The 16,477-nt window shown below is 70.1% G+C and carries 13 protein-coding genes; 8 read left to right on the top strand and 5 right to left on the bottom strand.

The genetic code is table 11. From position 1 onward, the window contains the following. Positions 1 to 102: 102 nt before the first annotated feature. Positions 103 to 1,347 (top strand): cytochrome P450, encoded by a 1,245-nt coding sequence (locus tag ABT063_RS33270; protein WP_351063552.1) that lies wholly within the window; start codon positions 103 to 105, stop codon positions 1,345 to 1,347. 114 nt (positions 1,348 to 1,461) lie between these two features. On the opposite strand, the gene ABT063_RS33275 is transcribed toward ABT063_RS33270, so the two are convergent. Continuing rightward, a complete protein-coding gene (locus ABT063_RS33275; protein ID WP_351063554.1) occupies positions 1,462 to 1,917 on the bottom strand; it encodes a helix-turn-helix domain-containing protein in 456 nt (151 codons plus the stop codon). Positions 1,918 to 2,003: 86 nt separating this feature from the next. Between ABT063_RS33275 and ABT063_RS33280 the strand changes: the two genes are divergently transcribed. The 6 genes from ABT063_RS33280 to ABT063_RS33305 all read left to right on the top strand — a co-directional run bounded on the left by ABT063_RS33280 (position 2,004) and on the right by ABT063_RS33305 (position 9,006). After that, positions 2,004 to 2,948 (top strand): NAD(P)/FAD-dependent oxidoreductase, encoded by a 945-nt coding sequence (locus ABT063_RS33280; protein WP_351063555.1) that lies wholly within the window; start codon positions 2,004 to 2,006, stop codon positions 2,946 to 2,948. A gap of 6 nt (positions 2,949 to 2,954) precedes the next feature. Next, on the top strand, positions 2,955 to 4,439 hold the full coding sequence (locus ABT063_RS33285) for an MDR family MFS transporter (protein ID WP_351063556.1): 1,485 nt from the start codon (positions 2,955 to 2,957) through the stop codon (positions 4,437 to 4,439). Between the two features lie 93 nt (positions 4,440 to 4,532). Then, positions 4,533 to 5,183 (top strand): class I SAM-dependent methyltransferase, encoded by a 651-nt coding sequence (locus tag ABT063_RS33290; RefSeq protein WP_351063558.1) that lies wholly within the window; start codon positions 4,533 to 4,535, stop codon positions 5,181 to 5,183. Between the two features lie 73 nt (positions 5,184 to 5,256). Continuing rightward, complete coding sequence (locus ABT063_RS33295; RefSeq protein WP_351063559.1) at positions 5,257 to 6,051, top strand: class I SAM-dependent DNA methyltransferase; 795 nt, start codon at positions 5,257 to 5,259, stop codon at positions 6,049 to 6,051. Continuing rightward, positions 6,048 to 7,586 (top strand): flavin-containing monooxygenase, encoded by a 1,539-nt coding sequence (locus ABT063_RS33300; RefSeq protein ID WP_351063561.1) that lies wholly within the window; start codon positions 6,048 to 6,050, stop codon positions 7,584 to 7,586. The genes ABT063_RS33295 and ABT063_RS33300 overlap by 4 nt, the downstream gene beginning before the upstream one ends. A gap of 52 nt (positions 7,587 to 7,638) precedes the next feature. Next, the gene (locus tag ABT063_RS33305) at positions 7,639 to 9,006 is read left to right on the top strand and encodes an aminotransferase class III-fold pyridoxal phosphate-dependent enzyme (RefSeq protein ID WP_351063562.1); all 1,368 of its coding nucleotides are present in this window, start codon (positions 7,639 to 7,641) and stop codon (positions 9,004 to 9,006) included. 75 nt (positions 9,007 to 9,081) lie between these two features. Here ABT063_RS33305 and ABT063_RS33310 read toward each other — a convergent pair whose 3' ends face one another. The 3 genes from ABT063_RS33310 to ABT063_RS33320 are packed head-to-tail and all read right to left on the bottom strand — an operon-like array spanning position 9,082 to position 10,894. Continuing rightward, positions 9,082 to 9,975, bottom strand: a complete 894-nt coding sequence (locus tag ABT063_RS33310; protein ID WP_351063563.1) for a M56 family metallopeptidase — start codon at positions 9,973 to 9,975, stop codon at positions 9,082 to 9,084. 40 nt (positions 9,976 to 10,015) lie between these two features. Further along, positions 10,016 to 10,405, bottom strand: coding sequence for a BlaI/MecI/CopY family transcriptional regulator (locus ABT063_RS33315; RefSeq protein ID WP_351063564.1), 390 nt, complete (start codon positions 10,403 to 10,405; stop codon positions 10,016 to 10,018). A gap of 6 nt (positions 10,406 to 10,411) precedes the next feature. Continuing rightward, positions 10,412 to 10,894: a hypothetical protein gene (locus ABT063_RS33320; protein WP_351063565.1), complete on the bottom strand. Its 483-nt coding sequence runs from the start codon at positions 10,892 to 10,894 to the stop codon at positions 10,412 to 10,414. Between the two features lie 159 nt (positions 10,895 to 11,053). Between ABT063_RS33320 and ABT063_RS33325 the strand changes: the two genes are divergently transcribed. After that, positions 11,054 to 12,367, top strand: coding sequence for a hypothetical protein (locus ABT063_RS33325; protein WP_351063566.1), 1,314 nt, complete (start codon positions 11,054 to 11,056; stop codon positions 12,365 to 12,367). 63 nt (positions 12,368 to 12,430) lie between these two features. Here the strand turns inward: ABT063_RS33325 and ABT063_RS33330 are convergent. After that, positions 12,431 to 16,477 (bottom strand): non-ribosomal peptide synthetase (locus ABT063_RS33330; protein WP_351063567.1); only part of this gene is annotated, 4,047 nt, incomplete at its 5' end.

Consider the following 16,477-nt stretch of genomic DNA (forward strand, 5'->3'; position numbering starts at 1 on the left):
GCGCACGGGGGTAGTGCCCTTTGGAGGGTGTATGCGAGGTGCCCGAACGACCACGGCGTCGGCGGCTGGTCGGACGACGGGCGGTGGCCGGATCCTCGGCCCATGACGGAGACGACGACGGCTTCCACCACGCGGAGCCCGGAAGAGCATCTGATCACTTTCTTCGACCCGGCGAACCGCCCCGACCCGTATCCCGTGCTGCGCCTGATGCGTGAGGCGTCGCCCTTCTACGCGATGGACGGCGCGCTACTGGTGCTGGGCCGGCACAAGGACGTGGAAACCGTGCTGCGCTCCCCGTTGGCCAGCGCCGACCGCGGCAAGTCCAGGATTCTCAGTACGGATGCGGTCGAGTCACGCAAGGAGGTCATGACCTTTCTCGACCCTCCCGACCACACCCGGCTGCGGGGCCTGGTCACCCAGGCGTTCACGCCGCGCATGGTGCAGAGCCTGGAGGGCCGGATCAGGGAGATCGTCGACGACCTGGTGGACCAGGTGGCCCGGGCCGGCTCGCCCGTCGACATCCCGAGCGTGTTCTCCTATCCCGTCCCGGTGCGGGTGATCTGCGAGATGCTCGGGGTCCCGCCGGAGGACCACAAGATCTTCGGCACCTGGTCCACGGTGCTGGGGCGGGCGCTCGACCCGCTGATGGCGGCGAACCGGACGCCGGAGATCGACAAGGAGGACACCGAGACCCGGGCCGCGTTCTACCAGTACTTCCGCGACCTGATCGCGTCCGGCGGCGCCCGTGGCGAGGGGCTGCTGGCGCGTCTGGTGCAGGCCGAGGAGGAGGGTGACCGGCTCTCCGAGAAGGAGCTGCTCGCCACGCTGGCGCTGCTGGTGATGGCCGGGCACGAGACCACCGCCAACCTGATCTCGCACGGCATCCTCACCCTGCTGCGCCACCCGGACCAGCTGGCTCTGCTGCGGGAGGACCCCTCCCTCGCGTTCCCGGCGGTGGAGGAGATCCTCCGGTTCGAGCCGTCGGTGCAGATCCTGCACCGGATGGCGAAGGAAGCCATCCGGCTGGACGACTTCGAGATCCCGGCGGGCATGGATGTGTTGCTGCTGGCGGCGGCAGCCAACCGCGACCCCGAGGTCTTCGACGACCCCGACCGCTTCGACATCACCCGGGCCTCCGGTCGACGGCTCGACCACCTGTCGTTCTCCAGCGGAGTGCACCGCTGCCTGGGCGCGAACCTGGGCAAGCTGGAGGCGGCCCTCGCGCTGCAGGCTTTCTTCTCCCGGGTGGAGGACCCGCAGGTGGTGACGGAGTCCCTGGAGTACCGCCCGCACGTGATTCTCCGGGGCCCGGAACGGATGCGGGTGTCGTTCTCGGGGGTCCGGTAAGGCCTGACGTCCCGGTGTCCGTGGAAGCGGCCCGGGCCGCGGGACCCGGGCAGGCGCTCGGTGAAACTCCGCGAGCAGGAGAACCCCTCGCGTCGGCCGCCGGGGCGGCTGACGTCAGTGGGCGTGCCCGCGCAGTTCCACCGAGTGCGCCCGCGCGGCCTCGGTTCCCTCGTTCAGCGACTCCACCAGCCGGCTGAAGCCGGGGCACTCGGTGAAGTCGTGCGCGCGGCAGCTCATCGCGTGCTCGATCAGCGTGCGCGACGCCTCGATCTCCCGGATGCGCCGCTCCAGGTCCTCGTAGTGGGCGCTCAGCAGGGCCTGGCGGGCGTCGGCGTTCCGTGCGTCGAGGACGTCGCGAAGCTGTTCGAGGCTGAAGCCCGCGGCCTTGCCCCGAACGATCATCGCGACTCGGGCGATATGGCGCTTGGTGTAACGGCGCCTGCCGTTCACCCGCTCGGCGGGGGACAGCAGTCCGCTGGACTCCCAGTGCCTCAGCACGTGGGGGCGCAGATCGAACCGTTCGGCGAGTTCGCCGATGGTCATCATCGACTCCGCGTCACTTGACTTCATGTTGACATTAACTTGCAGAGTTGGGCCCAGGTCAAGCCGATCGGACACGTCACACGACACGACGGGAGCGGACACAGGACATGGACATGAAGGACGTCATCATTATCGGCGGAGGCCCTGCCGGGATGTCGGCGGCACTGACCCTGGGCCGGACTCATCACACGGTGCTACTGGCCGACAGTGATGACGGACGCAACGCGCCGGCCGAGGCAATGCACAACTTCCTGACCCGCGAGGGCACTTCGCCCGCTGCCCTCCGTGAACTGGGCCGGGAGAACCTGGCCGCCTACCCGCACGTGGAAGTGCGTTCCGTGGCGGTGGACTCCGTGCGCCGACTGACCGATGAGCACTTCGAGGCGACCTTGGCGGACGGCACCGTGGCGGAGTCCCGCCGACTGCTGCTCGCCACCGGGCTGCGGGACGAGATGCCTCCCGTGCCCGGCGCCGCCGAGCTGTGGGGCAAGTCGGCCTTCCACTGCCCGTACTGCCATGGATACGAGGTCACGGGCAAGAACGTCGCGGTACTCGGCACCGGCCCCGAGCGAGTCAGGCTCGCCCTCCAACTGAGCCGCTTCGCCGCCGACATGGTGCTGTGCACGGGCGGTGAGCCGCTGGAGCCGATGCTCCAGAACGTGCTGGAGACCAATGACGTCACAGTACGGCCGGAGCCGGTGACCGCGCTGGTCGGTGAGACGGGCCAACTGCGCCACATCGCCTTCGAGGGCGGCGGAACGCTGGAGCGGGACGCCGTCTTCATCAAGACCGTGCTGCACCAGCGTGCCCCCTTCGCCCAGCTCCTGGGCTGCGCCACGTTCCCCGACGCCAGCGTCGAGGTGAACGAGTTCGCGCAGACGAGCGTGCCCGGCGTCTACGCCGCCGGCGACATGGCGCGCCGCGCCACGGTGCCCGCCCCCATGGCCGCGGTGATCGCGGCAGCCGCCAGCGGCACGGTGGCCGGGGCGATCATCGACCAGGACCTGCTCAGCGCCGAGTTCAAGCTGCCCAACCCGTTCGCGTCCGGGAGGGCGTGAGAGCGCATGACCGAGAGCATTCCCGTTGGGCCGGAAGAGTCCACCCGCGACACCTCCGGCCAGGAACGGACCAACCGCAGCAACGTACCGCTCGCCTCGATCGCGCTGGTCCTCGGCATGCTGCTGTCCGTGCTCGACCAGACCGTCGTGGCCATCGCGCTGCCGGAGATCACCGCTGACATCGGCGGTGCCGGGAGCTTCAGCTGGGTGGTTACCGCGTACGTGCTGGCGTCCACGGCGACCGGCACCTTCTACGGCCGGATCAGCGACCGCTACGGACGGCGTGAGGTGTTCATCGTCGCCGTCGTGCTGTTCACCGTCTCCTCGCTGTTGTGCGGCATGGCGCAGTCGATGCCGCAACTGATCGCCGCCCGCGTGGTTCAGGGAATCGGCGCCGGCGCGCTGTTCGTGATCCCCACCGTCGCCCTGTCGGAGCTGTATCCGCAGCATCTGCGCGGTAAGGTGCAGGGCTTCACGGGCGCGGTGTTCGCGCTCGCCAGCGTCGGCGGGCCGCTGGTCGGCGGAGCCATCACCGACGGGTCCGGCTGGCGCTGGATCTTCTACATCAACGTACCCATCGGCGTGCTGTGCGTCGCGCTGTGCGCCGTCGCGCTGCGGCTGCCGCGGGCCGGCGCGACAGACCGTGTCGACTACCCCGGAGCGGTCCTGGTGGTCGCCGCCGTGGTGAGCCTGCTGCTGGTGACCGAGTGGGGCGGTCGCGACTACGACTGGGGCTCCGTCCAGATCATCGGTCTCGCTGTGGCGTGCGTCGCGCTGTTCACGGCGTTCGTCCAGTGGGAGAAGCGTGCCGCCAACCCGCTGCTGCCGATGCGGCTGTTCGCCAATCCCGCACTGCGCCTGATCCTTCCCGCCACAGCCGTCCTCGGCATGCTGCTGTACGGGTCGGTGGTGTTCATGCCGACCTTCCTGCAGACCGCGTACGACTGGAGCGCCACCCGTGCCGGGCTCGCCCTGATCCCGTACTTCATCCCGTTCATCGTCGTGTCGGCGGTCGCGGGCGGCAAGGCCGGCAAGAGCGGGCGGTTCAAGCCGTACCTGCTGACCGGCGCGGTGGTGCTGATCGGGGCGTTCGTGTTGCTGGCCACGATCGACCCGGACCGGGACTACCTCTACGCGGCGGGGGCCATGGTGGTCCTCGGCGCCGGATTCGGGCTGCTGATGCAGAACCTCGTGGTGGTGTCGCAGAACGCGGCCGCGCCGCCCGACCTCGCGGCGACCACGGCGGCCAATCTCTCCATCCGGGGACTCGGCATGGCCGTGGGTGTGGCGCTCTTCGGCAACCTGCTGGCCCGCAAGGTCGGCGACGGCCCGGTGTCCCCTGCCGCCACCGCCGAAGCGATCCCGGACGTGTTCGTCTGGGGCGTGCCGCTGGCCGTGCTGCTGCTTCTGCTACTGGCTCTGGTGCCCCGCGTCGACGCGGGCCCCGCCCAGGAGAAGCCGGACACCGAGGCCGAACCCTCCACCGCCTGATCCCCTTTCGGAAAGCCGACTGTTGCCCACAGGTGAGGAGAGGCCGCACGACAAGCCTCTCCTCACCGCCACCACGCACCGGAGACAATCGACATGCGCCGTCCGCTGAACGCGGCACACCGCGGCCTCATGCGCCTCGCTCCCGTTCACCGCCACGCCCACCGGGAACCCGGCGGGATGGGCATGAGCAGCGTCTGGTACGACCGGCTCTCCGGACGGCTGCTCGGCGGGCTGTACCGCAGGGCCGCCACCGAAACCGCGACCGTGCCTGCGGGCGGCGCCGTCCTCGACATCGGCACCGGGCCGGGGCACCTACTGCTCGCCGCCGCCCGCAGGCGCCCGGACCTGGCGCTGCACGGGCTCGACATCGCTCCCTCGATGGTGCGCCGGGCCCGTCACAAGGCGGCTGCCCAGGGGCTGGACGACCGCGTCAGCGTGCATCTCGGCGACGCGGCGCACCTGCCGTTGGAAGACCGCACGATGGACCTGGTCGTCACGACCCTCAGCATGCACCACTGGGACGACGTCCCCGGCGCCATCGGCGAAGTGGCCCGGGTGCTGCGGCCCGGCGGCCGCTTCGTGGTCTACGACTTCCGCTCGGTGACGGCCACCCTGCCGACCGGGGCCGTGGCCACGGCCCCCCAGTTCGCCGGCGCCGCGGTGGAACACGATCTGGTCCGGGCCTTCGCCTGGATCCCCTTCCGGCCGTTCGCCCGGCTCGCCGTCCGCCTGTCGGCGGACTGACCGCTCCACCCTCCCCCGACGGCCAGGCCGATGGGGCCTGGCCCCCTTCTCTCCTCGGAGGTTGACTCCCGGCATGACCACTCAGGAGAACTACGGCCCCACCAGCTACGGCGAGGAACTCGCCGACATCTACGACAACTGGATCGTCCGCCTCCAGGAGGACACCGAGCCTACCGTGCGTTTCCTCGCCGACCTCGCGGAGCACGTCGCGAAGGACACCGGGGAGCAGCGCGTACTCGAACTAGGCGTCGGCACCGGGCGCGTGGCGCTGCCGCTGGCCGCCCGTGGCGTGGACGTCACCGGAATCGACGCCTCCGAGGAGATGCTGGACGGACTGCGCGGCAAGCCCGGCAGCGACGCGGTGTCGCTGGTGCACGGTGACTTCGTGGCACCGGACGTGCAGGGCCCCTTCGGCTTGGTCTACGTCGTCTTCAACACCCTCTACAGCCTGGCCACCCAGGAGGATCAGACACGCTGCCTCGCCGGCGCGGCGGCTCTGCTCCCGGACGGCGGCGCTTTCGTCTTCCAGGGCTTCGTGCCCGACACCGCGCGCTTCGAGATGGCTCGGCAGAGCGGGCAGCAGATGGAGGTGGCGCGCAGCGGCGCCACGAGCCTCAACCTGGGCATCGCCCGCCACGACCCGGTCCGTCAGCACATGTACCCGCACTACAGCCTCAAGGACTCGGACACCGAGCGGGAGCACACCGTGCGGTTCCGCTACGTGTGGCCGAGCGAGCTGGACCTGATGGCCCGGCTGGCCGGACTCACCCTGGAGCACCGGTACGCGGACTGGGAGGGTGGCGCCTTCACCGCCGAGAGCCAGGCCCATGTGTCGGTGTACCGCAAGACGGGCCCCGTCCAGCCATGACGGGACGTCAGGGCGCGTCCGTGCGAGTGGCGGTGATCGGCGCCGGTTTCGCCGGCCTGGCCGCCGCCGTGCAGCTCAAGCGGCAGGGCATCGAGTCGTTCACGGTGTACGAGAAAGCCGGCGACCTCGGCGGCACCTGGCGGGACAACACCTATCCCGGCGCGGGCTGTGACATCCCCTCGCACCTGTACTCGTACGCGTTCGCCCCCTATCGCGACAGCCGGGTCCGCTACCCGGGGCAGTCGGAGGTGCTGGAGTACCTGCGCGCCTGCGCCCGGGACCACGGGGTGGACCGGCATGTGCGGTACGGCACGGAGATCACCGCGGTGCGCTACGACGACTGCCGTGGGCACTGGACCCTGCACACGGCGGACGGGCAGGCGCACACCGCCGAGGTGGTGATCTCCGCCGTGGGCCAGTTGCACCGCCCGAACGTACCGCGGCTGCCGGGCTCGGAGGACTTCGCGGGCACCGCGTTCCACACCGCCCGCTGGGACCACGCCCACGCGCTCGACGGGCGGTCCGTGGCGGTCGTCGGCACCGGGTCGAGCGCCGCGCAGGTGGTGCCGGCCATCGCCGACCGGGTGCACCGGCTGTACGTGTTCCAACGCACGGCGAACTGGGTGCTGCCCAAACCGAACGCCCGGTTCCACCCAGCGCTGTCGCTGCTGCTGCGCACCGTGCCGGCGGCCCACCACGCCTACCGCTCGTTGCTGTTCCGCCGCTCGGAGGCGGTGCTGCTGCCCGCGCTGCGGGGCAACCGGTTCCTCGGGGCCATGCTGCGCACGATGGCCCTGCGCCATCTGCGGGCCGGCGTCCCCGACCCGGAGCTGCGCGCGCGGCTGACGCCCGATTTCGCCGTGGGCTGCAAACGGGTCGTGCTGTCCTCCGACTGGTACCCGACGCTCGCCCGCGACCATGTGGAGGTGGTCACGGAGCCCGTCGCACGGGTCACGGAGAAGGGCATCGAGACCGCCGACGGCGTCCACCACAAGGTGGACACGATCGTCTACGCCACCGGTTTCCGCACCACGGAGTTCCTCGCCCCCATGACGGTGACCGGCCGCGGGGGGCTCGCCCTGCAGGAGGTGTGGCGAGGCGGGGCCCGCGCCTACCTCGGCATCCACGTGCCCGGGTTCCCGAACCTGTTCCTGATGTACGGGCCCAACACCAACCTGGGACACAACTCGGTGATCCTCACCCTGGAGGCGCAGGCGGTCCACGTCGCCCGCTGCGTGGCCCTGCTGGCCGCCCGGGCCGCCGACGGCGACGGCGGCTGGGGCATGGAGGCCGAGCAGGACGCGCTGGACACCTGGCAGCGCCGGGTCGACGACGGCTCCGCGGGCACCGTGTGGGCCGGCTCCTGCACCAGTTGGTTCAAGACCGGGGACGGGGTGCTCACCAACAACTGGCCCTACCGCAGCACGCTCTACCAGCGGATGACGGCCCGTCCCGACCCGGCAGCGTTCCGCTTCCTGCCGCCGGCGGGGAGCCCCTCCGAAAGCACCGGTGACCTGCACCAGGTACCCGATTAGCTCGCCCGAACGGAACTGGGAGGAGGAAGGGCCCCGCCCTACCGTGCTACGCATGACAACTTCCGAGACAGGCATGGGACTTGAAGCCGCCAAGGCGGTCGCCGCCGACGACGCCGCACATGTCTTCCGCGGCTGGGTGCAGCAGGGCACGCACATGGCTCTGCCGGTGGCCGGAGCGGAGGGATCGTGGTTCTGGGACTACGCCGGCAACCGCTATCTCGACTTCTCCTCCCAGCTCGTGTACGCCAACCTCGGGCATCAGCATCCACGGCTGGTGTCCGCGATCAAGGCCCAGGCCGACCGGCTGTGCACCATCGCCCCGCACTTCGCCGAGGAACGGCGCGCCACCGCCGCCCGCAAGATCGCGGAGCTGGCTCCCGAGGGCCTGAACCGGGTGCTGTTCACCAGCGGCGGCGCCGAGGCCGTGGAGCACGCCGTGCGGCTCGCGCGGCTGCACACGGGACGGTTCAAGATGCTGGCCGCCCACCATTCGTTCCACGGCGCCACCTCGACGGCGATCCAGCTCACCGGGGATCCCCGCCGGTGGCGCAACGACACCGGTACGGCGGGAGTGGTCCGGTTCTTCCCGCCGTACCTGTACCGCTCGGCGTTCTACTCCGAGAACGAGGAGCAGGAGTGCGCGCGGGCGCTGGAGCACCTGGAGCAGGTGATCGTCCTGGAGGGGGCGCGCACCATCGCCGCCATCGTGCTGGAGCCGGTCGGCGGCACCAGCAGTGGCGTGCTCGTCCCGCCGGACGGCTATCTGGCCGGGGTGCGGGAGTTGTGCGACCGGTACGGGATCATGCTGATCCTGGACGAGATCATGGTCGGCTTCGGCCGCACCGGCGCCTGGTTCGCCTCCGATCACTGGGGAGTGCGCCCGGATCTGATGACCTTCGCCAAGGGGGTCAACTCCGGCTATGTACCGCTGTCGGGGGTGGTCGTCTCGGACGAGATCGTCGAGACCTTCAGCAAGACGCCGTACCCCGGTGGCACGACGTACTCGGGCCATGCGCTCGCCTGCGCCGTGGCGGTGGAGGCGATCGACACGATGGGTGACGAGGGCGTCGTGGAGCACGCCGCGCGGCTGGGCCGCGAGGTCTTCGAGCCGGAGCTGACGAAGATGGCCGAGCGCCACCCCTGTGTCGGCGAGGTCCGCGGCATCGGCGCGATCTGGGCGCTGGAGCTGGTGAAGAGCCAGAAGACCAAGGAGATGTACGTCAACTACGACACCCCGGACCGGCTCACGCCGCAGGGCGCGGAGCTGATGGGGGCGCTGATGCAGCGAGGGGTGAACGCGATGTTCTACCTCAACCGGCTGAACATCACGCCTCCGTGCAACATCAGCGAGGAGGACGCCCGGGAGGGTCTGGCCAGGATCGACGAGGCGTTGACTGTCGCGGACGCCCGCGTGGCGTGACGGCACGGACACCACGTCCGAGGCCCGTTCCTCTGTCTCCCCTGCGAGCGGGAGACAGCGGAACGGGTCAGCGGGTCAGCAGAAGGGCATGAACTGTTCTCCGATCACGGCCGCCACGCAGCAGTACAGGATCAGTCCCAGCAGGACAATGACGCACAGCAGCAAACGGCGCAGGTGACAGCAGCGCAGAAATCTAGCGAACCGTTTCTCCCCGTGCTCCAACTGCTCGACGCGGGCGGCCAGCGCGGTGTCACCGCCCATTGCTGTGCCGATGGCCGGCCGACCGGAATCGGATAGGCACTTCACCAGGGCGCTTGCGACAACGCTGGGCGCGGCGAAGACCAGCGCGGCCTGGTCCGCAGACAGCTCCTGACGGGTCTTCACATGGTGTGCGACCACGCGCGGGCCCGGCACGAAGCGCAGAGTCGAGGCGACCGTCTCCACGACGAGCCGCCCCAGCGGATGCCGGCGCCGGGCGTGGTGCAGCTCGTGTCCGAGCACCGCGGCCAGTTCGTCGTCGGTCGTTCGCTGCGTCAGGCCGGTGCTGATGGCGACCACGGGCCGCAGCAGACCATGCGTGACGGCGATGGGTTTGTCCACGTCGAGCTGGACAAGTCTGACATCGTTATCACCAATGCCGACATACCGGGCGATCGTCAACAGCCGTTCGCAGGGCGGATGGGCATGCTCGTTGATCCACCGGGCGGCCCGCCAGGTGACCAGGAGCCCACGCACGGCGACCGTGGCGGCCACCGTCACGGTCACCAGCGCGACCGCGGCTCCGGCGCCGAGGACGACGGCATTGAGCGTCTCCGCGACCCCCCGGCCCGGGCCGACCTCCGGCCGCTGCCGCCAGAGCCGCAACAGCATGTAGATCAGCACATCGAACGAGACCAGCCCGATCAGGGCACACACGGCGAGCACCGCCCGAGCGGTGAGGGTCCGTGCTATGCCGTTACGAATCCGCACCCTCGAAACACTCCCCCGTACCGATACATCACGTCTGCTGTCAGGTGTCGTCGGAATCCGTCCGCACGAGCTTCATCAGGCGGGACCGGAGCTGCGGCTCCGCCTGGCACTGGTCGATGAAGTGGGCCACCGCGGAGACCCCGTGGTCCCGGATGACATCGCGGACGGCGAGTTCGGCCGCGTCCTGCACGATCGCCTCATACGCGAAACCACGGCCTTGAGCCGTGCGGTGCAGCACATTGCGCTTGCTCAGCCGGTTGAGGACCGTCATGACCGTGGTGTAGGCGAGGGGCTCCGACCGCCCGCAGTTGACCTTCTCGAGTATCTGACGTACGGTCAGGCGCCGATCGGCCTCCCACAGCACGGTGAGGAGTTCGGCACCGAGCGGCCCCAGGGCCTTGGTCAGCTTGTCGGCTTCGCGTCCGTTCATGAGCCATCACGGTCCCGGGCGATTCACGCGGTGTGCGGCACCGAGACGATTGCGGCGCATCGCTTCGAGCCGGACCATGGCGACCACCACCACACCGAATCCGTACCACACCAGGTCGTGGTAGAAGTCGAGCGACGTCTCCTGTGAGTGCTTCCACATGTCCAGGAAGAAGCCGGCGAGTTCAACGCCTCCTCCGACGACGAGCAGCACGCCGGCCACGCGGAACCCGGAGAGCCGCAACTGTGTCGCGCCGGCCGCCGCGGTCACGGCGGCGCCCAACCAGATCCCGAGGTGGATGGTCCACAGCGAACTCGGTGGTTCCACGATGAAGGAAACGTTCCTCGCGTGCCAATACGTGTCGTACGCCTGACCGAAGAGGTAGATCACCACGCCGGCGAAAGCCAGGTACCTTCGCCAGCCGAGCGGGTCGGTACCAGGGGAGCCGGGGGTCCGCTGTCCGACGGCCACCCGCATACCTGTCGATTCCATACGACCACCGTGCACCGGTGAACCGTAACGATGTGATCCGACACCGGCCAGTCCGATCGGACGGCCCGATCGGGTACCCCGGGCTTCGTCGTTGCCGGACCCGAAGGCGCGGCCCGCGGAGTCTGGGCCGCCACGGCCGGGTGCGCCCAGGGTGGGCTCATGGTCTCAGCCCTCACTCTCGCTCATGTGGTCGGGCATGGTTCAGGCCCGATCCCCCGTACGTACGCGCTGATCGCCGGGGCAACCGCCCTGTACGCGTCCTTCGACGCGCTGCGTCTGCGCTGGCAGGACCGCCGCTTCGACGAGCGCCGGGTCTGGCGGGGGATGCCGGAGCCGCTGTCACTGGCCGCCGACCACCCGCTGCTGCGCCGCACCCTGCGGGTGGTGGGCGCGGCCCTGGCCCTGCTGACGCTGACCGTGCTGACGACGGGCTACGGCGGTCACGAACTGGGAATCGGCATGGTCTACGTGTTGTTCTGGGTGGGACTCGTGCCTGCCTCCCTGCTGCTGGGGCCCGTCTGGCGGCTGCTGAACCCGCTGCGCTCCGTGCACGAGGCGGTCTGTGCGCTGACACGCGTCCCGCCCGACGAGGGGCTGCGCCGGCTGCCGAAGCGTGTCGGTGTGTGGCCCGCCGCCGTCGGCCTGCTCTGCTTCGGGTGGCTCGAACTCGCTGCGCCGGCGCGCGAGTCCACGTCCACCGTGCTGCTGTGGCTGTGGCTGTACGGAGCGGTGCAGCTGATCGCCGCCATGGTGTACGGATCGCGCTGGTTCGAGCGCGGTGACACCTTCGAGGTGTACTCCTCACTCATCGCCGCCATGTCTCCGCTGGGCCGCTCCTCGGACGGCGACCGGCGCCTGGTCCTGCGCAACCCGTTCAACGGGCTGGCCGGGGTGCGCGACGAACCCGGGCTGACCGCGCTGGTGTCGGTGATGCTGGCGCTGACCGCGTTCGACGGCTTCGCCAACACGGACGCCTGGAAGGCGGTGAGCGACGGGCTGCCCGAGTCGCCGACGCGCACGGCCGGGCTGCTCGGGGCGGCCCTGCTGGTGCTGGGCCTGCTGCGGCTCTGCGCATGGGCCGCGCGGCGCCTGTCGCGCGGTGCCTCCTGGGGCACCGGTCTGATGGCACCGTCCCTCGTGCCGGTCGCGGTGGGCTACGTGTTCGCGCACTACGCCTCGGTGCTGATGGTGGAGGCGCAGCGGTTCGTCGACGTCTTCTTCGTCTCGGGTGAACCGCTCACCGCCCACCACGGCGGCGCAACAGCCACGGCCTACGCGCTGCCGCCGGCGATCGTTCTGTCGCTCCTGCAGGTGGTGTCCGTCGTCACCGGGCATGTCTTCGGCGTGATCGCGGCTCATGACTCCGCCGTGGGCGCGCTGCCGAGCGGGCACAAGGTTTTGCCGCAGGTGCCGTTGTTCGTGGTGATGATCGCCTTCACGCTGGGTGGGCTGACACTGCTGCTCAATGCGTAGGGGGTGCCCGCGCACATGCGTGTGCCCGGGGACGGGTTCGTCCCCGGGCACACTGGCGTGCGCTCAGTCCTCGAACTGCCGTGCCCACTGTGCGAGTCGGCCGAGTTCATCCACGAGGGCCGCCGTGAACGCCTTGCGCGTCGCGGCGGAGTGCCGGTTGGTGCTGAAGCCCACCGTGAGGTTGAGCCGGCCCGCGACCACGAACCCGATCACGTCGATGGCCCGGAACCGGGTGCCGGTGTCGCTGCGCTGCCTGCCGTAGGCCATGCGCGGCACGCTCAGCAGGTCGCTGCGCAGGAACACCTCGTCGACCTGGCCGAGGTAGTTCACGCCGATCTGCGATACGGGCAGCCCGCGCAGCGCCTTGGCCTCGGGTCGGCTGGACAGGTACGTCAGCAGTCCGTGCCCGGCCCCCCGGCCCGGCAGTGCGCCGACCTGGTCGCGCACCCGGTGCAGCGCCTCGTCGGCCGGCAGGGCGGGGTCGTGCTCGAACAGCACGGGTACCAGCGTGGAGAAGCGGCCCACGGTGCGGCTGACGTTGGCACCCGGCACCGGGAGGTCGCGGCCGTGCCGCTCCAGGTCGACAAGCACCGAACGCGTACCGCCGTCGTCCGGGTACGCGGTGTGCAGGGCGCGCAGCGCCGCGGAGCACAGGACTTCGGACAGGTCTGCCCTGATGTGCCGGGGAAGCAGGTGCACCAGCGCATCGGTCACGTCGCGGTCGACGCGCACGGTGACGTTCTCCAGTGATTCCAGCGAGTTGGGGCCCTCCGTGCTGTCCACGGGGAAGGGCGTGGGATTCCGGCGGGCCTCACTCGCCCAGTGGCCGGACTCGGCCGTCACCTCCGGGGAGTTCGCGTACTCGGTGAGCCCGCGGGTCCAGGCTCGGAACGACGTCGTGCGCGGCGGCAGCGCCCCCTCACCACCGGCCTCCAGGTCGGCGTAGCAGCCGAGCAGGTCCTCCAGGAGGATGCGGCCCGAGTAGTGGTCGACGGCCAGCCAGTGCGCGAGGAACAGCAGGCAGTGCGGCCGGTCCCCCATGTCGAAGTAGGCCATGCGCAGCAGCGGTCCACTGCCGAGGTCGAGGCTGGCCTGGAGCTCGTCGCTGATCTCGACACTGTGCTTCTTCTGAGCCCGGCTGTCCAGGTGCGACAGGTCGTGAACGGTGAAGGGCAGTTGGTCCGCCTCGTCCGGTGGCGCCACGTGCGCCGTCCAGCCGCCGTCGGCGTCCTGGGCGAAGCGCAGCCGCAGCGCGTCATGGTGCTCGAGGACACGGCCGAGTGCCCGGGCCAGCACGGCTGGGTCGAGCGGTCGCTGCAGTGCCAGCAGGAAGGAGGCGTCGTTCCAGTGATGGCGGCGTGGCAGGTCCTGGGAGAGGAACCAGTGCTGCGAAGGCGTCATTCCGGTCGGCCCGACCGGGTCGTCCTGCGTGGAGCCGACCGATGCCGAGTCCGCGACCAGCGCTTGTCCGGTGATGGTGGGGTGGGCGAAGACGTCGGCGAGTTGGAGGCGCAGTCCGTGCCGGTCGGCGGCCGCGGTGGCGCGCAGGGCGAGCAGGGAGTCAGCACCGAGTTCGAAGAGATTCACCGTGGTGGACAGCGGCTCGGACGGGTTGAGCAGCTCCGACCAGACCTGGACGAGTGCGTGCTCGACGGGGGTGGCCGCCGGTGTGTGGACAGCCGCGGTCTGCGTCCGGGAAGGGGCGGGCAGGGCCTTGCGGTCGACCTTGCCGTTCCCGGTCAGCGGCATCTCCTCCAGCACCACCAGCACCGGCGGCACCATGTACGAGGGGATCTTGGCCTGCAGCCACTCCCGCAGTGCGCCGGTGTCCACGGCGGCGTCCAGCGTCACGTAGGACACCAGCCGCCTACCGCCCTGCCCGGTGGTGTCGGTGACGGTCACGGCGGCGGTGACGTTCGGGTGGGCGGCCAGCGCCGCGTCGATCTCCCCCAACTCGATCCGATACCCGTTGACCTTGACCTGCTGGTCCTCACGCCCGAGAAACTCGATCGTCCCGTCCGGCCAGAACCGCCCCAGATCCCCGGTCCGATACAGCCGCTCCCCGGTCTCGGGATGCACGATGAAGGACCGCGCCGTCTTCTCCGCGTCCTTCCAGTACCCCAGCGCCGTCCCCACACCGCCGATGAAGATCCCACCCGTCGCATACGGCGGCCGCACCCGCAGCCGGCCGTCCAGCACGTACATCGTCTGGTTCGCGAGCGCCGTCCCGTACGGAATGCTCGCCCAGCTCGGGTCCACCTCGGTGACCGGGTGGTGGATCGACCAGATCGACGCCTCCGTCGCCCCACCCAGACTCACCACTCGGACACCAGGGAACATCTCCCACGCCCGCTCCGGCAATGACAACGGAATCCAGTCACCCGACAGCATCGCCACCCGCAGCCCGGCCCGGGGCTCGTGTTGCGCCCGGTGCTCGGCGTAGAGCTCGAACAGCGCGGGGACGGAGTTCCAGACCGTCACGCCGTGGGTGTCGACGAGCTCACCCCAGTGCCGCGGGTCACGCTCCGACCCCGGATCCGGCACCACCAGCGCCGCACCCATCGCAAGCGTGCCGAACACATCCCACACCGACAGGTCGAAACTCAGGCTCGACACCGCCAGCACACGATCCTCGGCTGTCAGCCCGATGCGCTCGTTGATGTCCTCGATCGTGTTCCGCGCACCCCGGTGATCGATCATCACCCCCTTCGGCACACCCGTCGAACCAGAGGTGAAAATGACGTAGGCCAGGTCTGTCGCCGCCCGCTGACCGGTATGACTGCCCGGCCCGAGCCCGGCACCCTGTGTGGTGACCGCCACCGCCGTCACCCCCGCCGGCCACGGCCCTTCCACCAGGCCGGGCTGCGTCAGCACAACACGGGCCTCGGTGTGCTCAATCAGGAACCCGACCCGCTCGGCAGGGAGTCCGGGGTCGACGGGCACATACACACACCCGGCCCGCAGCACTCCCAGCACCGCCGCGACCTGCTCCCACCCCTTCCGCATCGAGACCACGACCCGCTCCCCGGGCCGCACTCCCAACTCCCCCAACCGGTCCGCCACCCAGCCAGCGCACCCGGCCAACTCCCCGTACGACAACCGCCCGGACGACCAGATCACCGCAGGCTCATCCGGCACCGACGCCGCCCGCTCGAAGAACGGCTCATGCAACAACCCCACCGGAAGCGAACGCGCGGTGGCGTTCACCCCCGCCACCACCGCCGCGTGCTCGGCCGGAGTGGTCACCGGGCAGACCCGGGTCCAGGCGGCTTCGTCATCGCCCAGGGCCTCGACCAAGGACACGTACGCATCGAAGGCGGCATCCAGCACCCCCTTCGGGAACAGCGCCTCCACCGCGTCCCAGCTGATCAGCAACTCCCCGGCGATCTCGAGGACCTGGCAGTCGAGATGGACCTGGGGTGTCTGGGAGACACCGTCGAGCAGCCTGCCGAGCCCGGGGAGCACTCCGTCGGAGCCGCCCGGCATCTCGTGGCCGAGCACGCTCGTGAAGACGACCGGCATCGAAGCGTGGGCCGGGCCGTGTTCGCGCGCCAACTCACGGATCACGCGGATCCCGCCGAACGCCCGGTGCTCGAGGTCCTGGAAGAGCTGCCGCTGGAGGGCCCGCGCACGGGCCTCGAAGGAACTCTCACAGGCTGTGTCGACTTCGAGGAGGACGAGGTTGGTGAAGTCACCGATCAGCCGCTCCACATGCGGGTGCAGCGGCAGCCGGTCGCCGATCGTCACGTTCAGCGTGAAGCGCGGCTCCTTCGCCCACAACGCCAGTGCCTCCGCATACGCCGCACACAGCAACGCCGACGGCGTCACACCCCGCGCCTGTGCCCCTTCCTTCAGCCGAGCCCACCGCTCCCGGGACACCGTGTGCGTCCGTCGTACGAACCGTGTCCGCTCTCCCTGCTGCGGACCGAGGAGGGGGAGTTCGGGAGCTGTGGGCAGGGTGTCGAGCCTGGCCAGCCAGTACGCCCGAGCCCTTTCGTCCTCGCCGGCGGCCTCGACGGCCAGGCAGTAGTCCCGGAACGACACATCGATCGGCGGCAGCTCACACTCCGGGTCGGCATACAACTCCGCCCACTCGGACAGGAAGATCCG

The sequence above is a fragment of the Streptomyces sp. NPDC002838 genome (assembly GCF_040295365.1).
Taxonomy (GTDB): Bacteria; Actinomycetota; Actinomycetes; order Streptomycetales; family Streptomycetaceae; genus Streptomyces.